22 protein-coding genes and 3 pseudogenes are annotated in these 19,794 nt (G+C 65.5%); 4 read left to right on the top strand and 21 right to left on the bottom strand.

The window, feature by feature from the left end; translation table 11 throughout:
• Positions 1-134: pseudogene (locus tag QXK92_RS34260) on the bottom strand (IS3 family transposase); the annotation flags it as partial.
• A 90-nt stretch (positions 135-224) separates the two neighbouring features.
• Here QXK92_RS34260 and QXK92_RS34265 point away from each other — a divergent pair.
• The gene (locus tag QXK92_RS34265) at positions 225-479 is read left to right on the top strand and encodes a hypothetical protein (protein WP_371934638.1); all 255 of its coding nucleotides are present in this window, start codon (positions 225-227) and stop codon (positions 477-479) included.
• A gap of 77 nt (positions 480-556) precedes the next feature.
• Here the strand turns inward: QXK92_RS34265 and QXK92_RS33250 are convergent, their stop codons facing one another.
• Positions 557-1,831 carry an Ig-like domain-containing protein gene (locus QXK92_RS33250; protein WP_371934639.1) on the bottom strand — a complete coding sequence of 425 codons (1,275 nt, stop codon included), beginning with the start codon at positions 1,829-1,831 and terminating at the stop codon, positions 557-559.
• A gap of 357 nt (positions 1,832-2,188) precedes the next feature.
• Positions 2,189-4,582 carry a phosphoketolase gene (locus QXK92_RS33255; RefSeq protein WP_306238389.1) on the bottom strand — a complete coding sequence of 798 codons (2,394 nt, stop codon included), beginning with the start codon at positions 4,580-4,582 and terminating at the stop codon, positions 2,189-2,191.
• Between the two features lie 288 nt (positions 4,583-4,870).
• On the opposite strand from QXK92_RS33255, the gene QXK92_RS33260 reads away from it, so the two are divergent.
• Entirely contained in the window at positions 4,871-5,341 is a 471-nt protein-coding gene (locus QXK92_RS33260) for an STAS domain-containing protein (protein ID WP_306238391.1), read from the top strand.
• Positions 5,342-5,509: 168 nt separating this feature from the next.
• Here QXK92_RS33260 and QXK92_RS33265 read toward each other — a convergent pair whose 3' ends face one another.
• The 7 genes and pseudogenes from QXK92_RS33265 to QXK92_RS33295 all read right to left on the bottom strand — a co-directional run bounded on the left by QXK92_RS33265 (position 5,510) and on the right by QXK92_RS33295 (position 9,716).
• Positions 5,510-5,752, bottom strand: a complete 243-nt coding sequence (locus QXK92_RS33265) for a hypothetical protein (RefSeq protein ID WP_306238392.1) — start codon at positions 5,750-5,752, stop codon at positions 5,510-5,512.
• A gap of 27 nt (positions 5,753-5,779) precedes the next feature.
• Positions 5,780-5,845, bottom strand: a pseudogene (locus tag QXK92_RS33270) (hypothetical protein); the annotation flags it as partial.
• A gap of 281 nt (positions 5,846-6,126) precedes the next feature.
• Complete coding sequence (locus QXK92_RS33275; RefSeq protein ID WP_306238394.1) at positions 6,127-6,264, bottom strand: hypothetical protein; 138 nt, start codon at positions 6,262-6,264, stop codon at positions 6,127-6,129.
• Positions 6,265-6,300: 36 nt separating this feature from the next.
• Positions 6,301-7,428, bottom strand: a pseudogene (locus QXK92_RS33280) (IS1380 family transposase); the annotation flags it as partial.
• 360 nt (positions 7,429-7,788) lie between these two features.
• The gene (locus QXK92_RS33285; RefSeq protein ID WP_306248994.1) at positions 7,789-8,049 is read right to left on the bottom strand and encodes a tryptophanase; all 261 of its coding nucleotides are present in this window, start codon (positions 8,047-8,049) and stop codon (positions 7,789-7,791) included.
• A gap of 138 nt (positions 8,050-8,187) precedes the next feature.
• Positions 8,188-8,484 carry a DUF4193 domain-containing protein gene (locus QXK92_RS33290; RefSeq protein ID WP_306238398.1) on the bottom strand — a complete coding sequence of 99 codons (297 nt, stop codon included), beginning with the start codon at positions 8,482-8,484 and terminating at the stop codon, positions 8,188-8,190.
• A gap of 323 nt (positions 8,485-8,807) precedes the next feature.
• Positions 8,808-9,716, bottom strand: a complete 909-nt coding sequence (locus QXK92_RS33295; protein ID WP_306248996.1) for a TIGR00730 family Rossman fold protein — start codon at positions 9,714-9,716, stop codon at positions 8,808-8,810.
• A 280-nt stretch (positions 9,717-9,996) separates the two neighbouring features.
• On the opposite strand from QXK92_RS33295, the gene QXK92_RS33300 reads away from it, so the two are divergent.
• Positions 9,997-10,218, top strand: a complete 222-nt coding sequence (locus QXK92_RS33300) for a four-helix bundle copper-binding protein (RefSeq protein ID WP_306238404.1) — start codon at positions 9,997-9,999, stop codon at positions 10,216-10,218.
• A 263-nt stretch (positions 10,219-10,481) separates the two neighbouring features.
• Entirely contained in the window at positions 10,482-10,643 is a 162-nt protein-coding gene (locus QXK92_RS33305) for a hypothetical protein (protein ID WP_306238402.1), read from the top strand.
• 106 nt (positions 10,644-10,749) lie between these two features.
• Here QXK92_RS33305 and QXK92_RS33310 read toward each other — a convergent pair whose 3' ends face one another.
• From QXK92_RS33310 to QXK92_RS33360, 11 genes are all read right to left on the bottom strand, one after another.
• Positions 10,750-12,501, bottom strand: a complete 1,752-nt coding sequence (locus tag QXK92_RS33310) for an ATP-dependent RecD-like DNA helicase (protein ID WP_306248997.1) — start codon at positions 12,499-12,501, stop codon at positions 10,750-10,752.
• Positions 12,502-12,508: 7 nt separating this feature from the next.
• The gene (locus QXK92_RS33315) at positions 12,509-12,910 is read right to left on the bottom strand and encodes a relaxase domain-containing protein (RefSeq protein ID WP_306248999.1); all 402 of its coding nucleotides are present in this window, start codon (positions 12,908-12,910) and stop codon (positions 12,509-12,511) included.
• Entirely contained in the window at positions 12,858-13,541 is a 684-nt protein-coding gene (gene mobF / locus QXK92_RS33320) for a MobF family relaxase (RefSeq protein WP_306249001.1), read from the bottom strand. Before mobF ends, QXK92_RS33315 begins: the two co-directional genes overlap by 53 nt.
• A 248-nt stretch (positions 13,542-13,789) precedes the next feature.
• On the bottom strand, positions 13,790-14,800 hold the full coding sequence (locus tag QXK92_RS33325; RefSeq protein ID WP_306249002.1) for a rep protein: 1,011 nt from the start codon (positions 14,798-14,800) through the stop codon (positions 13,790-13,792).
• Between the two features lie 388 nt (positions 14,801-15,188).
• A complete protein-coding gene (locus tag QXK92_RS33330; protein WP_264891062.1) occupies positions 15,189-15,323 on the bottom strand; it encodes a hypothetical protein in 135 nt (44 codons plus the stop codon).
• A gap of 317 nt (positions 15,324-15,640) precedes the next feature.
• Positions 15,641-16,165 (bottom strand): hypothetical protein, encoded by a 525-nt coding sequence (locus QXK92_RS33335; RefSeq protein ID WP_264891061.1) that lies wholly within the window; start codon positions 16,163-16,165, stop codon positions 15,641-15,643.
• Between the two features lie 316 nt (positions 16,166-16,481).
• A complete protein-coding gene (locus QXK92_RS33340; protein WP_264891060.1) occupies positions 16,482-16,799 on the bottom strand; it encodes a hypothetical protein in 318 nt (105 codons plus the stop codon).
• Between the two features lie 96 nt (positions 16,800-16,895).
• Positions 16,896-17,219, bottom strand: coding sequence for a hypothetical protein (locus QXK92_RS33345; protein ID WP_264891059.1), 324 nt, complete (start codon positions 17,217-17,219; stop codon positions 16,896-16,898).
• Positions 17,216-18,103 (bottom strand): hypothetical protein, encoded by an 888-nt coding sequence (locus QXK92_RS33350; RefSeq protein WP_306249005.1) that lies wholly within the window; start codon positions 18,101-18,103, stop codon positions 17,216-17,218. The genes QXK92_RS33345 and QXK92_RS33350 overlap by 4 nt, the downstream gene beginning before the upstream one ends.
• 279 nt (positions 18,104-18,382) lie before the next feature.
• Positions 18,383-18,676, bottom strand: coding sequence for a hypothetical protein (locus QXK92_RS33355; RefSeq protein WP_306249007.1), 294 nt, complete (start codon positions 18,674-18,676; stop codon positions 18,383-18,385).
• Positions 18,669-19,175 carry a hypothetical protein gene (locus QXK92_RS33360; RefSeq protein WP_306249008.1) on the bottom strand — a complete coding sequence of 169 codons (507 nt, stop codon included), beginning with the start codon at positions 19,173-19,175 and terminating at the stop codon, positions 18,669-18,671. The genes QXK92_RS33355 and QXK92_RS33360 overlap by 8 nt, the downstream gene beginning before the upstream one ends.
• Between the last annotated feature and the right edge of the window lie 619 nt (positions 19,176-19,794).

The raw sequence follows: 19,794 nt of genomic DNA on the forward strand, positions 1-19,794 counted from the left end.
ACACCGATACTGCCGATCGAGGGGACCGCGCCGATCTCGGCGAGGCGCTCACCGTAGCGGATGGACGTGAACTGCGACCCCGCATCGGAATGACATGTCAAGCCCGACAACAGGGTTCCGCGTGGGTAACGCGCCGGGCAGACCCACAGGGAGCGACCACGATTCACATCAGTAACAGCGCCAATGTCGCTATCGGCAGCCCTGGCGCAACCCAGACGTACACGGTGGCCGAGCAGATTAAAAGAGCGCTGGCGGTTGCCGACGCCCTAGAGGCGGCCGCGGATGGGCCTCCTGAAGCAGTGGAGCACGCCCATCAGATCGCCGTGGAGATCAAAAGGGAAGCCGCTGAGCCTCAACCAAATCCCAGCCGGTTAAAGCCGCTTCTCCTTTACGCCATCACGGCTGGCGTCGGCGCCCTGGGCCAAACTGCCGCGACAGATTTGGTTCATCTGGCGAGCCAAGCGCTGCAAACGTTTTGAGCAGCGGCGTTTCTACAACGAGACAGCGACTACCGTTGACGGAGCCCGTGCCGTGTCTTGAAGAGCACCCGGCCGGGTCAGGCGGGGGCGCTTCCGGCCTGCCATTGCGCCCAGGGCACACTCCAGTCACCGTTGTTCTGCAACGACAGTGACGGGCCCCCGGTGTTGCGGACCTCGACGATGTCGCCTGGCTGGGAAAACCCGAAGAACCATTTGGCGTTGTCGCCGTTGAGGTTTAGACAGCCGTGGGAAGTATCGGTGTTGCCCTGCGCCCACACGGTGCTGTCGAGTTGGTGAAGATAGATCCCGTCGGGGCTGATGCGGGTGGCGTAGTTGATGGTCTCGCGGTAGCCGAGGTGGGAATTGACGGGCAAGCCATAGGTGGACGAATCCATCACGACCGGATTGGACTTATCCATCACCGTGTACACGCCGGGTGGGGTCCAAAACGTCAGGGTCTGCCCGGCGACGGTTTGCGTGCCACCCATGCCCATCGAGGTGGGCATGGTGCGCACCAGAACACCATTGTCGTACACATTGACCTGTTTGGTGTTGTCGTCGGCGATAGACACATGCGCGTCCCCGATGGTGAACGAAGTCTGCTGGTCCTGTTGGCCGTACAGTCCGCCACCCAGCGGCGCGCCATAGATGTTGGCCGCCACTCTGATTTTCGTGCCCGCCGCGTAGTAATGCTCCGGGCGCCAATGGGCGTTCTGGTCATCAACCCAATACCAGGAGCCCTCCACGGCCGGAGCCGTCGTCACAATCAGTCGGCGCTGCGCGGCCGTGCGATCGATGATGGGTTCATCGAAGTGGGCGACAATGACCGTGCCCACCCCGTAGGTGCCGCCGTCGCGCAACACCGCACCCGACGTGGTGGTCAGCGACACCGAGGCCTGATTCTTAGGTGTGAGCGTGGTGAACCGGGACATCTGTGACGCGGGAGTTCCCGTCGGCCCGCGACTGACCACGGTGATGGTGTAGCTGCGGCCATACCCCAGCGGCACGCTGGGCTTCCACACCAGGTGGTCAGGGGTCATAACACCCGGGATCGGCTTGTCTTGGTCGTTTACCATCTGCACATCGGACAGGGTGCCGTTGGCCGCGCTCACCGTGACTGCGCCCAGCGGGTCAACGTTCACGGCGTCGGGGCCCGGCGCGACAGTGACGGTCGCAGGCGTTTCCGCGCGCAGGACCGACGCTGCGGGCAGCGCACCAGTGTGGTCATCGCCTCGCCCGATCACCACGGCCACCACGGCCACCACCATCACACTGATCACAGCGACCGCGATAAGACTCATGCGAGTTCGTCGATCGATAGACACCAACCGCCTCCTGTCCTTTCTCCCCATTCGTTGCCACCGGCGCCGCGCGGACTATGTGCGCAGCAAACGTCGGTGGGTATCTATGTGTCGGGCAGTAACCTTTTGGGATGCGTACCCGCGTCGCATTCCAGCTGCGATTTAGCATTGCCGCCGCGCGGGTATGTACCCCCTGCGGGTATCTGTACCCCGCGGGTAACGGTATCAAAACAGCCAGTAGTGTCAGCGGACTCGTCGCTTCGTGCAGGAAGGCGTGCTGACGAACCCGGCTGCAGCCGGTCGGTATGCGCCTGGCATTTGTGAGAGCGATTTGGGTCAGGGAAACCGTCCTTAAAAGACCTGGAACGGTTTGACTCCCCGGCCCGACATGGGTGGTCGTGCTGCGCGTCACTGGTTCCGCGCGCTTGCCGGCCAAGTCCACCCGCTGATCTGCGGGTCGTCTTCACCATACTCACGGGTGTAGCGCCGCGCGTTGAGGCGGGCATCGGCCATGCCTTGACGAAGCACCGCGGCTCGGCTGGCCAGTCCGTCAACCCGATCGATGACATCCATGACCAGGTGGAAGCGGTCGAGGTCGTTGAGCATCACCATGTCGAACGGCGTGGTCGTGGTCCCGCGCTCTTTGAAGCCTCGAACATGCATGCGGCTGTGGTTGGTGCGGCGGTAGCTGAGCCGGTGGATCAGCCACGGGTAGCCGTGGTAGGCGAAGATGACCGGCTTGTCGCGGGTGAACACCGCGTCGAATTCGTTGTCCGGCAGGCCATGCGGGTGCTCAGACGGCGGCTGCAGGCGCATCAGGTCGACGACGTTGACCACCCGCACCGCCAGATCCGGCAATTCCCGACGCAAGATGTCGGCCGCGGCCAGCGTTTCCTGGGTGGGGATGTCGCCGGCGCAGGCCAGCACCACGTCGGGTTCACCGGTGGTAGTGCTCGCCCACTGCCAGATGCCCAGGCCGCGGGTGCAGTGGGCGATCGCGTCTTCCATATCAAGGTAGGCCAGCGCCGGCTGCTTGCCGGCGACGATGACGTTGATGTAGTTACGGCTGCGCAGGCAGTGATCGGCCACCGACAGCAAGGTGTTGCCGTCGGGCGGCAGGTAAACCCGGGTCAGCTCGGCGCGTTTGTTGGCGACCAAGTCGATGAACCCGGGGTCTTGATGGGAGGCGCCGTTGTGGTCTTGGCGCCACACATGCGAGCTCAGCAGGTAGTTCAGCGATGCGATCGGTTGCCGCCAGGGCAGTTCCAGACATGTGGACAGCCATTTGGCGTGCTGGTTGAGCATCGAGTCGACGATGTGCACGAACGCCTCGTAGCAGTTGAATACGCCATGCCGGCCGGTCAGCAGATAGCCTTCCAGCCAGCCCTGGCACAGGTGCTCGGACAGCACTTCCATCACCCGCCCATCGGGCGCGAGGTTTTCGTCGTCTGGCTCGGTCGCCGATACCCACACCCTGTCGGTCGTCCCGAATACCGCATCCAGCCGGTTAGAGGCGGTCTCGTCGGGTCCCATCAGCCGGAACCGGTCGGGGTTGCGCTTGATCACCTCGCGCAAAAAGCCACCCAACACGCGGGTGGCCTCATGAACCTGCACCCCCGGCTCGGACACATCGACCGCGTAATCCCCGACGTCGGGCAGGTCCAAATCGTGCAACACCAGCCCGCCATTGGCATGGGGGTTGGCGCTCATCCGCCGGTCACCGCTGGGCGCGGCGGCCCTCAGCTCCAAGCGCAAGGCGCCGTTCTCGTCGAACAACTCCTCGGGACGGTAGCTGCGCAGCCACCGCTCGAGCTCTGCGCGCTGCACGGGGTTGTCGCGCGTGCCGGTTAGGGGAACCTGGTGTGATCGCCATGTGCCTTCGACGCGCGTGCCGTCGACCACCTTGGGCCCGGTCCATCCCTTCGGGGTGCGCAGCACGATCATCGGCCACACCGGCCGCTCGGTGTGCTCACCGCTGCGTGCGACCCGCTGAATGGCCGCAATGTCGTCAAACGCGTCGTCCAGGGCCGCGGCCAACTGCTGGTGCACCAAAGCCGGCTCAGAACCCGACACGGTGATCGGCCGGTACCCATAGCCGCGCAACAGCGCCTCGAGCTCGGCCTCTGGGATGCGGGCCAGCACCGTCGGGTTGGCGATCTTGTATCCGTTGAGGTGCAGGATCGGCAACACCGCACCATCGACGGCCGGATTGAGGAACTTGTTGGAATGCCAGCTGGCCGCCAGCGGCCCGGTCTCGGCCTCCCCGTCCCCGATCACGCAGGCCACCACCAGCTCCGGGTTGTCCAACGCGGCGCCGTAGGCATGCACCAGCGCGTAGCCCAGTTCGCCGCCTTCATGGATCGATCCCGGGGTCTGGGCGGCGACGTGGCTGGGGATGCCGCCGGGGAAGGAGAACTGCCGAAACAGCGTGCGTAGTCCTCCGGTATTCTCCCCGATGCCGGTGTAGACCTCGCTGTAGGTGCCTTCGAGGTAAGCGTTGGCGACCAGCCCCGGGCCCCCATGGCCGGGCCCGGTGACATAGATAACGTTGGCGTCGCGGCCTCGGATAATCCGGTTCAGGTGCGCATAGACCAAGTTGAGCCCCGGCGTGGTGCCCCAATGCCCCAGCAGCCGCGGCTTGACGTGCTCAGCAGCCAGCGGTTCGACCAGCAACGGATTGTCCAGCAAGTAGATCTGGCCGACCGACAAGTAATTGGCGGCGCGCCAGTAGGCGTCAATCAAAGCTAATTCGTCGTCGGACAGGGTCGCGGGCACGGTCATTATTGCGGTTTCTGCGCTCATCTGGCCCATTGTCCGCGATTTCGACGAACAGGGCCGTACACGCAGCTGCCTGACACAGCGGCGGCACCCCCTCACACGGCACAGGCCGTCGACCTCACCGCCGGAAAGGGCGCCCGGCGAAGTGGTTTCGGCACCAACGCTTCGGGGTAGCTTCACCACTTAGGTTGAGGTCACAGCCCCGACGGCCCCCACCACGGGTGTGGCTCAACTTCTGCCCACCCCCAAAAATTACGGCTGCTTCTGGGATGTGGTGACACGTTGCAAGGTCGAAGATTTCCGGGTTAAGTGATGAGCGCTGCAGAAAAACCGACTCCTCGGGCGCCTTCGCGCCCAGCCGATACCGACGCGGGCGAAGGCGACAACCTATCACGGCGCTCTCAGGTCGGCGCATCGGTGATCGTGATGGCGCTGAGCGGCAAGGTCGACGCCACCAACGCCGAGGAGCTACTGGGCAGCCAACGATTCCGCCGTTATCTGCGTCCAGGCCGCGCCTTGGTGCTTGACATGACCAAAGTGAACTTCCTGGGCGTACAAGGCCTATGCCACCTGCTTGACCTCAAACGACAGTGCCACAGCGCGGGTGTGACCTGGTCGGTGGCCACCAGCCATTCCGTGCTGCGAATGCTACGAGTGGGTGACTGCCACCACAGCTTGCCCACCGCCGGTACCGTGCTCGAGGCCCTGCAGGGGTTGGACTTAGACAACCCCACCGCCGACAACCGGTTGCTGCAGATTGTTGTTGACCGGCGTTCAAGATGAGCATGATGGCGGCGTTCTCGGTGAGGATGATTGACGCGGTTTGGTGTTCACGCTGACGCTGTGATGCTCGCGGTGACGGTCGGGCCAGCGGTGGTGTTCACGGTGTCGGCCGGGGGTGGGCGTGCGGGGTCGTCGGCCCGGCCGGATCGGTCCGGGCGATGTACCGGTTCAGGTTGGTGCTGCCAGAAGCCGGCCTTGGGCGTGTAGGCCGATCAGGGTCCACAGGGGTTCGGTCAGGCCGAACCGCCGGCGGGCCGCGCATGCGGCTGCGGCCAAGACGGTAAGCGCGTCGCGCAGCGGGTTGGTGGCGCGGGGCAGCCGGTTGAACGCATCGGGGTCGAGCCGGATGAGGGTCTGGCTGCCGCGCTGCCACAGCCATTCCAGATGAGCGTTGCGCGTGGCGCGCCGCATCCAGCGGCGCACGGTCGACGGGGAGCGGTCGAGCTCGGTGGCGATATGGCGATGTCCGTGGCCGGCGGCCTTGCTGGCCAGGGCGGTACCGATTTACTTCGGTCGTGTCGGCCAGGCGTGGCTGCACGATGGCCGGCAGCAGAATCTGGGTGCGGGCGCAGCGGGTGCATCGTGTCCGCCGCGGGCCACGTCGAGGGTCTGGGCGCCGAGGCTACGGACGCGCCGGCGGCGGCCGTATCCCCACCGCATGAGGGTGCCGTCGCACCCGGGGTTTGGGCAGCCGATCTCGCCCGCGCCCAGTGCCCGCTCGGCCCACTCCACGGTGCGGACGACGATCATTGGGCGCTCGGGTGGTCATGAGACACCAGGGTGGTCTACCACGATGCGAGCCGGGAAGGGGTCATCTCGTGTTGGCCGCGGGACGCGGAACTGCCGCTGCGCCAGCCGATCACCCCGGCGCGATCCTGCGGCACCATGATGATGCCGAAACGAGCCCAGATCACCATGACCACGAGAACACCCCGACATCGTCACCACGCCGCCGCGCGGATCCGCGCCAGCGGTCCGTCGATCAGGTCGGCGAACGTGGTTTCGATGATCGCGTGGCGGCGGTGGGTGAGGTCGGCGTCGACTACCGGTTCGGTGGAGTCGGTGAAAAATGGGTGATACCGCCAGACCGGGAACAGCGCGTCGGCCTGATTGGCGTCTTTGACGCGGCGCACGATCAACCGCGCGGTGATCTCGTCATCGGTGGCTACGAATGCGGTGTAAGGGATTTCAGCGACCTCGGCGTCAGAGATCCAGGCCCCGGTGTCGGGATCTTGGACCGCGCCGGGATAACGCACCGCGGTCCAGGCGTCCTCGGCGATGGCGTTGATGGCGGCCTGCACCTTGGTGTTTTTGGTCCACACCAGGGAGAACTGCGCCCCGGCCCGCCGGCACGCGCGCACCACCGCAGCGCTGCCGTAGGCGCTGTCACCGCGGACCAGGATCTGCCCGCTGACCCCGGCAGCGCGGGCGGTCGCGATGGCCTGGGCCACCATGGATCCCGCGCCCTTACCCGAGGCCGCCTTGCCTGCACGCAGCCGCATCCCGGCGATAACCGGGGCGGCGGTGTCGGTGCTGATCGCGGTGGCCAGCGGGGACAGGCCCTTGCGCAGCACCTGGCGCCCGGCGATCTTGGTGTGTCCGTAGCTGGCACCCTGCTTCGCGCGCCCATAGGTCGGGCGCAACAGGGAGTCGATGTCGATGAACGCCCGTACCTGGGCGCCGGGCAGCAGATCGACCCGCTGCGCGAGCCCGGCCAGGTGCGCACGCAGGACCGACTCCAATTGACGGGCATGACCAAAGGTGAACTCCCGCAGTAACGTTCCGATCGTGGAGGGCGCGTACACGGCGCCGAACAAGGTCTTCATCCCACCGCTGCGGACGATGTCGGCGTCGTCGATACAGTCCGCGCCCGCACACATCGCCGCGATCAGGGTGATCAGCTTCGGCGCGGGATTGACCGCCCCCGATCTGATCCGCGACTCGCTGATGTGCACCTTCTCCTCGAGCAGTCGGGACAGGCCAGCCTGCTGGGCCAGCGTCATCACCGGCACCAGACCGGCGCACGACACGAGATTGTCATCATCGAACACCGCCGACGAGGCGGCGAAGCTGTGGGACACTTGCACCGGAAGTGCCTTTCCGAATTGGTTTGGTTAATGCCTGAAGAACATCAATCATCCCAGCTCAGAGGGCACTTTCCTCATTCCGACACCCGGGGGCGGAGTCATTCTTCCGTGGATCGAGGCTAAGCGCCGGTACCCCTACCCCGACGTGATCACCCTGAATGCCCGCCAACAGATTGTCCGCGAGCCTAACCCAGCCCCCAACTAACCCACGACACCCACCCGCATACACGACAAAGGCCGCTGGGCAAAATGTTTGCAACCCCCTGACGTGCCCACTTCACCCCTCCCTGGGGGGTGAAAACCAGTGGCTGGATACAGCAGGCTTACCAACAGTGGTTACACGTCAGTACGCTGTCCTGGTCACAAGTCGGGTCCCTGCGCACGGACCTGGCTGACCAGGCCCCGCAGCAACCGCTCCTCGGGGCTGCCGACGTATAAATCCAGCCATTCCGTGAGGGCCGCCAGCACGGCAATCGACAACGGGAAGCCATCTGCTACGACGACACGAAGAATCCTCTCGATCGCCAGATGATTTTCCCCACCACCCAATTCGACAAACACCATCGTGCGCTGATCACCGGTTAGGCATGGCTCTGCCGCGTCAGCCAGCAGCCACGCCATGCCCGCGTCTGAGTCCATCACTTCTGCCGGTCCACCAAACACAAACACACCAATCCCGACAACCTTCGCCTGAAGGCCGCTTTATAGGCGCCAAAAAGGGACAACGTGTTCCTCAAGCCGACGTTGGCGCAGACGGCGCTAACCAACGCAGTCGCTACAGATCACCGCACCACAATCCTTACGAGCCAGACGACTACGATGATGCACCAGAAAACACCGTGAGCAGATGAACTCGTCGGACTGCTTCGGAACGACCCGCACCGACAGGTCCTCACCGGACAAATCGGCGCCAGGCAACTCGAAAGATTCCGCGGCCTCCGCTTCGTCGACGTCGACCAACAGCGCTTCGCGATGGCGAGCGTTCAGCTGCCCCACAGAGTCCTCAGACATCTCGTCGATCTCGGTAGGCCGCAAGGCGTCGTAGTCTTTAGCCATCGCCGTCAGACCCCTGCAGAAGGGGCGTTGTGCCGAGAGCGGAAACACGCGACCAGCGGTGCCCTGTTCGCCGCGCCTTAGCGCTGGCCGCCCGCGTCCGGCAGACCTGAACACACCAGATCAGATCGCAACGCTCATCACGGGCGCCCGACACCGCCCACCCCGTCATGGCGCTCACCACATTGCTCGCTTTCCGTGTTCGGAGGGTCACCGCCGCCCCCTACCCCGTGAGCACACCACCAAAACCCTGGACCAGCTGATCTAAAGGGCCCCGCTCGTCGAGAGGGATGATGGACGAGTCCGGTTGGGTGACGGCGGGTTTCTTAGGTGTCAGCGTTTCTGACAACGGGTAAATCCACGGTCTTCGCCGTGGGCCAGGGCCAGTTGACTACGACCTTCCCGACCAAGGCTGCGTGCGGGGGCTGACCCAGCCCACCAGCCGCTTCGTGAACGCGCCCCGGCGGATCGGGCGGCCTTTCGTGATCTCGGCGAGTTCGCTTACGGTCTGGTTGGGCGATAGGTCTGCAGCCGGCGACGGCGCGCCCACCCTCGATGACCTCGCCGATCTCGTCGGGATCGTCAGCGACCACGAGCAGCTGGACGTCGTCTGGCGAAATCATCCCTGATTCAAGCAGCTGGGTCCGGATCCACTGCTCTAGCGCGCCCCAGTGCTGCGAGCCCGCGAGCACGACCGGGAAATGTCGGATCTTCTGGGTCTGGATGAGCGTGAGCGCCTCGAACAGCTCATCGAGCGTGCCAAAGCCGCCCGGAAACACCACAAACGCCGACGCGTAGCGCACCAACATCAGCTTACGGACGAAAAAGTACTTAAACTCCAGCGAGAGATCCACAAATGGATTCATGTGCTGCTCGTAGGGCAGCTCGATGACCAGGCCGATCGAGCGCACCCCCGCCTCGCGGGCGCCCCGGTTAGCGGCCTCCATGATCCCAGCCCCACCGCCGGTGATGATATCGAACCCCAACCTGCCCAGCTGTGCGGCCAGCGTGCGCGCCAACCGATAGTACGGATGATCCGGCGGGGTGCGCGCGGAGCCGAAAAACGACACCGCACGGGTCACGTCGGCTAGCGCCGCAAACCCCTGCGCCACCTCATCGCGGATCCTCACCACACGGTCAGGATCGCTGCCCGCCAACGCGGGAAACCCCGGGCCCCAACAGCACAGCAGCTCCTCATCACACGTGGCGGGGCAGTGCGCTTCGGATTCAGTCATTCACCCGATCGTGCCACGACGAAACCACCGATGACACCTGCACGCAACCCCCACACCACTTGGACCACTGGGATAACGCCGATAGATTCAAGTCCGAAGGGCCAACTGTTTACTCGACATACGAGGGGCTACTAGCTTAGGACCCTAACTGGGTAATCGACGACGAGTAAGGAGATCTGTCATGGCTGTAACGGCGAACCAGGCCTGTCTGGATGCGTGCGCGGAATGTCAGGCGGCCTGTGAGGCGTGTGCCTACAACTGCTGCGTCAACGACGCGAAGATGGCTGAATGCGCCCGGTTATGCCTGGACTGCGCAGCGATATGCGCGACATGTGTGACACTGGTATCCCGCGGATCGCGCTGGGCAGCCCAGTTGTGCCAACTGTGCGCAGAGATTTGTGACGCCTGCGCGGCCGAGTGCGACAAGTACGACAACGATCACTGCCGCGCCTGCGCAGAGTCGTGCCGCCGCTGCGCTCAAGAGTGCCGGGCGATGGCCTAGATCCCATCCAGCGCACGCGCGCAAAAGAATCCCCTTACGGGCTTGGGCCGCTGCTACAGCCAGCCACCGCGACCGATGCAGCTCGACAGCCTGCTCCATGTCGACCCCGACCTCGGCTTGACTCGCCTGGCGTGGCTGCGCCGGGGCCACCCTCGCCACGCCCGAGCTTCTCAAGGCCGAGCTGGACAAGCTGGAATTCCTGCGACGCCACGGCGTGCCGATCACCTCGACTTGTCCCGGCTGCCGGGTTGGGGCGACGACGCATGCTCGCCGAGATCGACCGTCGCTCAATCAATCAGGCGCTGCAACGCGCCGCGGTCGACCGGCGTCACCCGGTCCTGTTGGCAACGCTGGCCGAAACCTACGTCGAGGTGCTCGACGAGCGGGTGCAGCTGCTCGACCAAGCCCTGGCCGGCGCGGCCTGAGCCCGCCGTGAACTTCACACCGGCTCGTCGACCGACGCCAAAGCCGAGGTGGACCCGGGGCCCGGCTGCTCGACGAGATCCTCGACCGTCCTCCTTTTACTCAGCGCTACAATTCCAGTCCGTAGCTGCGTTCGTGCTCGCGGACGCGGTGCAGGTGCTGTTCGGCCCAGCGGCGTCGCTCAAGGATGATTTCGAGGCGTTGGTCGTGCCAGGCGCGGTAGGCGCGCTGGCGGTGTGCAGGTCGTGGGTGCGCCGCGCCAGGAGGCCGCGCACGATGTCGGGCAGCTTGGCGGGGGTCGGTGGTAGCGGCGACGTGGTGGGCGCTGTGGACCTGCTCATCACGGTGGGCGATCACCGCCCGGACGAGCTGGACGGCGTCACCGGTGGTGCCGCGGCGCAGCACGTGCAGCCCGGGCTGGTCGCGGTGTTCGTGGACGGTTTCCCCGGCTTGGCGTTCATAGAGGTAGGCGGTGTTGGATTCGCGGCCGCGGGTCATCGCCACATACAACAACGCCCGGCTGGCGCGTTCCCCCAATACGGCGTGGGTGGTCTCGGCGGTGACTCCTTGGGCTGAGTGCACGGTGACCGCATACCCATGCGTTACCTGCTGGTGCAGATAATCCCCGGAGAAGGCGGTCCGCGCGCCGTCGGTGAGCCGGCGGGCAGCGATGCGGTCATGGACGGGGTCGACGGCCAGGACCTGCCAGCGTTGCCCGTTGCGCACCGGATCCGCCGTCTTGGTGTTGTCGGCGGCGTCCCACACGGGGATATCCGGGGTGTTGCGCCGGGTCAGGATCAGATCCCCCACCGCCAGTTGATGCCCCCGCGCCGCGCTGATTGTGGCAGGCTGGGCGTGCGGGTCTCGGGTGTCGAGAAGCTCGTCGTGCAAACGGCGGTTGAGCGCGTCGGCGATCTCGGTGGTGTCACACACCAACAGCGCATCTCTACCGGCGGCGACATCAGCGCGATAAGCGTTGAGGGCGTCGGCGGCCATGGCGATGGGGTCCCCGCACCGCAACCGATCATGGGCGGCATACCAGCCCACCGCCTTGCGCACCGGGGCGGGTCCGCCCTCGCGCAGCGCCAGCGAGGCGGCACGCTCGGCCGGATCGGTCATCCGCCACACCTGCGACAGGGTTTGGGTCCAGGGCAGATCCGTACAGAGTTGGGCGAACATCCCCCCGGGTGCTTTGACGGGGCTGAGTTGGTGGGCATCGCCGACTAACACCGTTTTGGTGCCGGCCGCGGTCGTCGCAGTGAGTAGGGCGCGCAGCTCGGCGGTGCCGACCATCGCGGCCTCATCGACGATCACCACGGTGCGCTCATTAAAGGCCAGGGTTTCCTCGCGTAACGCCTTCAACGCGGCGGCCACCGTCATCCCGGTATCGCCCGCACCTTCACGCACCGCGACGTCGACGGCTTTGCCCGTCGGGGCCACCACCAGGACCCGTTTACCGCTGTGGCGGGCCCCGATCCGCAACGCCCGCATCGAAGTGGTTTTCCCCGCCCCCGCCGGCGCCGAGAGCGGGCAGACCAGCCACGGCAACCACGCGATGGTGGTCACTGCGCGCGCCTGATCCGCCGACAGCCCGGCCACATCCAGATCCCGCAACCCGTAAAGCTCCGAGCGCTCGTCGCGGGCATCGACCAACTCCAGCAGCCGGGCCTCGTTAGCCAAGATCTTATCCAGGGTGAACCGCTGCGACCCCTCCCGCTGATGAGCCCCGCGCGGCCCCGAAATCCGCATCCCCAACTGCTCGACGCATGCCTCGATCAGCTGCCGCGGCGACCGCGCATCATCCTCAACATCGACCGGCAGTTGCGCACCGATCAGCTCCACCAAATCCGCGCGCGTCACCACCGCCTTACCCCGCGCTTCGGCCGCCTCCACCAACCGGGCGCGCGACCAGGGACCCCGCCCCGCCGCGGCCAGACGGGGCCCGGCGCGCCGCCTCGTGCGCGGCGTGATCAATCGCCCAGCCGCGCGGATCCTCCCGCCACAACCGCCGCAACTCCGCCCACGCCAACTGCTCAGGTTTGCCCGGCCGGGTCGCCTTCTGCGCGGCCGCCAACTGCGCCGGGGTCGGCCCCACCGCCGGGTCCACCACGACCAAATTCTTGGCCGCCCACGCCCGCAGCGCCGACGCCCGCTGCGACCACGCAGCAATACTGGCCGGGTCGATCGCGGCGACCTCTGCCATCCCGGTGGCGGGGTCAATCGCGCTCCACTCCACCCCGATCGCGCGGTGCAACTCCCGACGTCCCATCCAACGACACCAGTTTCCCGTCGGCGCGGGCCTGGCGGTTGGGCACGATCACATGGGTATGCAGATGCAGATCCCCCCCCCCCCGCGACGTCTCATGCTGATACGCCACCGCCACAATCCCAGGCAGCCGCACCAAATCCTTCGCCCCGGTGACCCGGTTGTGCACCCGGGTGTACCCGGCATGCTCAGCCAAATACTTCAACGCCTCGCCCAGGGCCGCGGTGTGGGCGTTCACCACCGCCTTCTGCGTCACCTCATTGGGATGCAACGCCCGCAACAACGACACACTCTTCGGCGCGCAAAACGTCAAATCAAACCCATGCACCGACCCCTTGCCCAACGCCCGACCACACTCCCCCGACGGCGCCACCCCCTCATCCAGCCACCGCCCCACCACCCCGGTATCCGCCCCACCACCCGCGCGCGCTCCCTCACCCAACCCCACCAGCGCCGCCGCCTGCCGGGCATCACCGGCGCACACCCACACCGGAGTCCGAGTGTCACCTTCGGCGTAGTACTCCCCCAACCCCCCACTCGCCCGCTGGGCATCCCGGGCCGCTATCCCGACCGCATTGGCGGTGTCGTTGTAATAGGCGATCGACCACCGCGAGAGCTTCGCAATCGTCAACACCCGCCGACCCCATTTGCACAAGTCTGTGCGATACTGCGGGTGCCGTCCGTCAAGCACCCCCTTCCGCCACGCTCGAAAGGGGCCGCCCGCCAAACGGCTTGGGGTGTGCCACATTGCTGTCGCGCTGGTTCCCGCTCGACCGCTACCGAAGGGGAACGACGGGCAACAGTTCCCTGCATGCGGTTAGCGCCACAAATCCCAGCGAGACATGTCAGGGGATGTCGGCGGCCGTGGGTCGATCGGCGAGGTTATTCGGCTCGCCTGCTCACTTTGATCGGGGTCGGTGGGCCGCTGTGGGTGCGTTGTGACCGGTTGGCGAGGATGTGGCGGATCTGTTTTTGGGCGGCGGTGATCCGGGCTCGCGATGCGGCGGTGAGCGCTGCGGGTGGCGGTGTGTGGTCGAGGCTGTCGGCGGCGCAGCCGCCGGCTTTTGTCGGAATTGTGGGAGGTGCCCAGGACAGCCGTCGTAGTCGGCTGGACAGGAATGCGCCGGGGTTGGTGATGTGGTCGGGCCAGGTCCATCCGCGTGCCCGCATGTCGGCGTTGAGCGCGTCGGTGATGGCCCGTGCGGTCCAGACGGTGGGGTCGATGCCGGCGGCGGTGAGGGCATCGCAGATGGTGCCGATGTGGGCGCGGTCGAGGCCGTGGGTGCGGGCGACGAGGGCCGCGGCGAGGCGTTGGGTGGCCAGGGGCCGGGGGGTGGTCCGCCTGGGGGGCCGTGCTGGCGGGGTTTGGCATCCGTTTTGGGACATGTGGTGGGCGGGCGCGCTGGCGTGCCCGCTTGGTGAGTTCCTCCCTACGGGAGAAGAAAGACTAAGACCGCCTGAGGGCGGTAGGTGGAAATCAGGCTCAGCAGAGTTCGGCGTCGGGTGAGGATCGCGGCGGGGCACCAGGTGGTACACCGAGGGTCGTCGCCCGATGCTGGGGGTGTCCGGTGAGCCGTGGCCGCGGTGGGCCTCGATGGCCCAGTGGGAGGCGCGTAGGACTCGCCAGGCGGTGGTTACGGTGCGCACGTCACATCCTGCCCGGGAGGCGATGGTGGCGCGGGTGAGGGCGACGTGGCGGCCGGTGGCGTGGTCGGCGTGCTCGGCCATCACCGCGGCGATCGATAGCAGGGTGGCCGCGGTGATCGAGACCCGCTCGGCGGTGCACAGCTGTGCGAGGGCCGGCGAGTGCGCCCACCGGTGCAGGCCCTTGAGCCAGCCGGCGCGGCTGGTCCATATCGGCGCCCGCGGCGCGCACGCGCCGGCGCGCTCCACCCAGCCGCGACGGCGTTGGTTTGCGAGCGCGCGCAGGACATGCGGTGTGGGCGCAATGGCAGCGCCGGGCGGTGTCGGCCACCCACTACTGACCCGAGGTGATCGGGCATTTACGAGATCACGATTTGCGCACTGATTGCGCGCCATTTCTGGAACGCCAGACAGGCATGCGCTACCGTGAGAGCTGTCCAGCAAGACAGTCCCTTTCCGGGAAATGGGTACGGAGACCCAGAACCGAGCGCCAACTCGGTTTGAACCTCCAGACGTGGCCCCGTCTAAGACGGGGCCTTCGTCATTCAGCGGGGTTCCCGCACACCAGCTATTGAGATGTCACATCTGCCGAAACCGGGCCCCGGCCGTAGGACGGAAGTTGGGCCTCGGCGGGTGGTCACATCGCCAGCGGCAAGACCTCCTTGTCCTTGTGGAGCTCCCGAACAAGCTCGGGGTGCCCGACGTACATGGCCAGGACGTCGGCGACGTACTGGCCCATCGGGATCCCCCGTTCGGCCGCTTCACGTCTCACAACGTCGTAAACCGTCCGGTCGGGTCTCGTCATGATCTGTGCGCGATCACCTTTGTGCGTACTCCGCGACTGGGCCATAGCGTGGACTCTGCCAGGTTGACAAGGTTTTATCTGATAACGACACGCGGTCAACGTGATGTTTTCGCGGCAATGTGAAGGTGCCTTGCGCTGCTTTCAGCCAATGCCATGTTCGGCGTTCCTGGCGCGCTTAGATTGGTGTAACCTTGCAGGTGCCTGTTGCGTTGAGCTTCAGGAAGTGAGCCCGAGACCCGGCCGGACGACCGTGGCGCTCGGGTTTTGCGCTTTCTGTGGCCTGGTCAGACGTCTTTGGTGGCTGTGACGACAGGTTCGATGAGAGTGCGCCAGGGGCCGCCTTTGGCCCAGCACCAGGCGATGGCGTCAGGGACGGCGAGCAGGGCCTCGGCGTGGGAGCGTTTGTGCTCGTAGCGCAGGGTGTCACGGCAGCCGGCCGCGCGGGTGTATTCGATGAGTTTCTGGTTGTCGAACTTCACCATGGTTTCGTCCTCGTCGAGGATGATGCGCGCCTCGCCGAGGGTGGCGTGGTCTTGGATGAGGGCTTGCAGACATGCTGAGCGCCGTTGGCGTTCGTTGCGGTGTTGAGGCCCGGCGCGGTAGACGGTGGCTTGCACGCCGGCATCGACGAAAGCTTGAGCGATGGTGCGTTTGCGGCCATCTTTCTCGTCCTTCATGTGCAGGTAGCGCTGCCCGGGCAGAAGCAGGCCGCGCACCAGCTGGCGCAGTCCGGTGAGGTCCGTCGAGACGTGGACGCTGGCCACGAGCAGGTAGTCGCGCTGCTTGGTCTCATCGACGTAGATGTGCATGGGCGAAAACGGTAGTCACCTACCGTGCACCGTTTAGACGTGAATGGCGTCTACCAGCTATTTTACAAGAACGGGCTGCCCCAGACCGCCCAGGCCCCAGACCGCCCAGGTGTGGGGAAACAGGATCACTCGTCCCATCCTCGTACTGGCCGCTCTTGTGCGTGGTGGGGGTGGCTGTCAAGGCTCGACCGTGGTCGACCGCGCAGCGGTGTGGCCTTGATAGCCCCACCCCCACCAACGATCACCACAATTTGCGGCGAGGAAGGGGCCGCGTACGGACCGCTTGTTCTCTGATCAACACTTTTCCCGGATGACTTTATGGTTCGAAGTGCGAGCGGAATCCTTCGAGCCAATCCGCCCGCCCAGGGCCGGTGAGATGAGCTGGTACCCACAGTTCGGCGTCGTCGGGGCTATCGGCGTCACCGTCGGCGACGCGATCATGTGCGGCGAGGTACCCGGCGGTGTGCATGTGGTCGGGTTGTGAAAAGACGGCCTGCATAGTGGCCAGATTGGTCTGGAAGTCTTGATAGGCGGCGCGGCGTTCGTCGTGAGTGGCGTAGTTGTTGCCGTACCGTTCGAGCCAAGCCGTCCAATGCTCGGCACTACCCGGCTTCGGCGGTGTATCAGCTTCCATGACCCCTACGGTACGACGGGCGTCTGACATGTCGGGCTCCTTCGCCAACTGTTTACGCAGTTGAGAGCGTTGCGCTAGCTGCGCTAGCACGGCTAGCTAGCAGCCGTGCTGGGTGAGGTAGGCGTCGAGTGCTTGGTCGGTGATGGAGGCGATGCTGATGGTGCGGTCGCCGGTTTCGTAACGGAGTTTGTCGACGGCTTTTCCCAGACGGGCTTTGGTGGAGGGCCGGATTCTGACGTTGTGCTGCTCAGTCAGTCGCTCGGCCCCTCCCCCAGCCTGCGCGGCCGGCTGCTGCAATGGGGCGCTCGGCGCAGGTTCGGGTGGCGCGGCCGGGGCGGTGAGAACCGGAGGCCGGTCCGGGATGGCGTCGGCGGGGTGGCTGATGGTGCGGGTGATGGCCGGCTTGCGGGCGGTGCTCATGCGTTGGCTCCGATCGTGATGCCGAGTTCGTCGAGCAGGTCGTCGTAGGCGACTTGCAGGCTCAGTGCGCGGCCGCCTTTGAATTTGTGCATAGGTACTTCGGCGCTGTGGGCGTCTTGGCGGGCTCCGAGGTCGGGTATGACGGTGCGGGTCACCAGATCTCCATAGGCTTCGCGCAGCTCGCGCTCGCGGTCGATGTGCTCGCCCTTGTTCTGCCGGCGGGAGATAATGATCTTGGCCAGTTCCAGGCGCGGATTGGGCCGGAGTTTGACCTTCTGGACGGTGGTTTCCAGCCGCGTGACGCCTTTGACGGAGTCTTTCGTCGGCTCGGTGATGGCGTACACGCTGTCGACCACCAGATCGGCATTCACGGCGGTGACAACACCGTTGTCGCGGTTGACGACTCGCACCCCAATGATGGCGTCGTCTTCAGCGATCGGTTCAGCGACATCGTGCCCGTCAAGAAACCTCACGTTGATCAGAGCCGCGACACGTCGGCGGACGTGGAACTCCAGGAACGGTCGGCTGGCCAGATACACCGCCAACGCAGCCGGATCAGCCAACGTGCCCGAACGCTTCAACTCGTAGGGACCGTTGCGCACATACACCCGCGACAAGTCCCCGTCGTCAACAACGGCCGCTCCCGCTGAGGCCAGCTCATTCGGCAGCCCGGGAAACAGTTCACTCAACACGCGGATGCCGCGACTCAGCAATATGTGCACGTGGTGTCCCTGCGGGATGCCCCTGCGATGGGCAGAGCGATCCGGCAACGTGTCGCGCTCCACCACCGTGACCGAGTCGTAGAACTCTGAAAGCACCCCAGCGGCAACCAGACCCGCCATCCCGGCACCCAGCACAACCGCATGCTTACCGACTTCTTTCACGCAAGGCCCCTTCCGATAAAGCACGGGCGCGGCATAGGGGACCACGCGACGAGCTGGTGATCACCGCCAACGCAAAAGCTTCTCAACCCCGACAAGCGACCGTACACCAAGAATAAGAAATCTAAGAATTATCTAAGGATATGGTAAGACGTGAGACGGTCGGCTGGAGGCAGGCTCGCTCGCTCGCTCGCTTTGAAAGGTGCAAATGAGCGCCAACAGATAACTGGAAAACCACTCACTCACATGACCAATGCTCGTTTGCGGCTGGTGACACGATTCTTACCGACACCCCAAAGGGGCAGCCCGGCCGTAGCGCAGTCCAAAGTCGTTGACAACGGTGTCGATGAGACCGTCGAACTGGGTGCCCAGTTCGCTGGCGTCACGGTCGGCCTGGTTGGTGATGACGGTTTCGCGACGTTGCTCGGGCCAGCCCGGCGGGAACTCCAATTCGGCCCGGTACAGCCTTTCCATGGCCGCGGTGAGTTCAAAACGCCCATTGCAGAATGGTTGCCCCCACTCGGCGAGAACCTTCTCGACAGCGATGGTGAACTCTGCGTAGATACTGCTACTCACGGCCATCTCCCCTTTGATCTGCTGCTGTGTGCACTTGATCCTGCGTTCTGGCACCGACAAAACACACCCCGCTGGTATCCCGAGCGGCGATTGACCGGCGGGTCTGTGCGGCGGCAATCGTTGCGCGGATGTCGGCTTTGGCGGCCGCGATCCGCTCCCGCTGCAGGGGTGTCAGCGGGATGTTCGGCTCTAGAACCGCAACATGCGCTTCTTCGGGGCCGGTGACCTCATAGCCGCCACTTTTCTGTGGCCCGTTGGGTTGCCAATCCAGCCGCCGTAGGCGGCTGGCGAGGAACGCGCCTGGACGTTCGACACGGTCGGGCCAGGACCAGCCATGGGCGGCCATATCGGTGTTGAGCGCGTCGGTGATCGCACGTGCCGACCACACCGCGGGATCGATCCCCGCAGCGGTGATGGCCTGGCAGATTCCGCCGATATGACCCTGCTGCAGGCCATGGCAGCGGGTGACCAGTGCAGCGGCCAGCCGCTGCACTGACAAGGGCCGCGGTGCGGCGCGGTAGCGCCGCCGTGCGTGGGTGTTTTTCGCCGATTGTTCCGGGCGCGCCTGCGCGCTTGGTAAGTCAGTCCCTACGGGACTTAAACACCTAAGACCCGCCTTCGGCGGTAGGTCGGGATTATCCACAAGCTCGGCTCGGGATTGCGTCGCGGCGAAAGACATCAACGCGGCGACCGGGCGTGACTCACGGCGCGGCACCAGGTGATACACCGAGGGCCGGCACCCGGCAGCGGGCGTGGCGGGTGAGCCATGCCCACGCTGGGCCTCCACCGCCCACCCCGCCGACCTGAGCAGCCGCCAGGCCGCCGTCACCGTATCCGGACTACACCCCGCCCTAGCCGCCACCGTCGCGCGGGTGACGGCCACATGGCGGCCCGTCGCGTGATCCGCATGCGTCGCCATCACCGCTGCGATCGCGACCAACGTCGAAGCCGCGATCGACACCCGAGCCGCGCTGGCATCGGCCGAAAAACTGGCCGAATCCGACCACTCCCGAAGATCGGATAACCACCGCTCCCGACTCGACCACATCGGCCCGTGCGCAGCCTTCGCGCCCACGCTTTCGATCCACTCGCGACGCCGCTTCGCCGCAATCGCCCGC

It is taken from the genome of Mycobacterium sp. TY815 (assembly GCF_030755135.1).
Lineage (GTDB): Bacteria > Actinomycetota > Actinomycetes > Mycobacteriales > Mycobacteriaceae > Mycobacterium.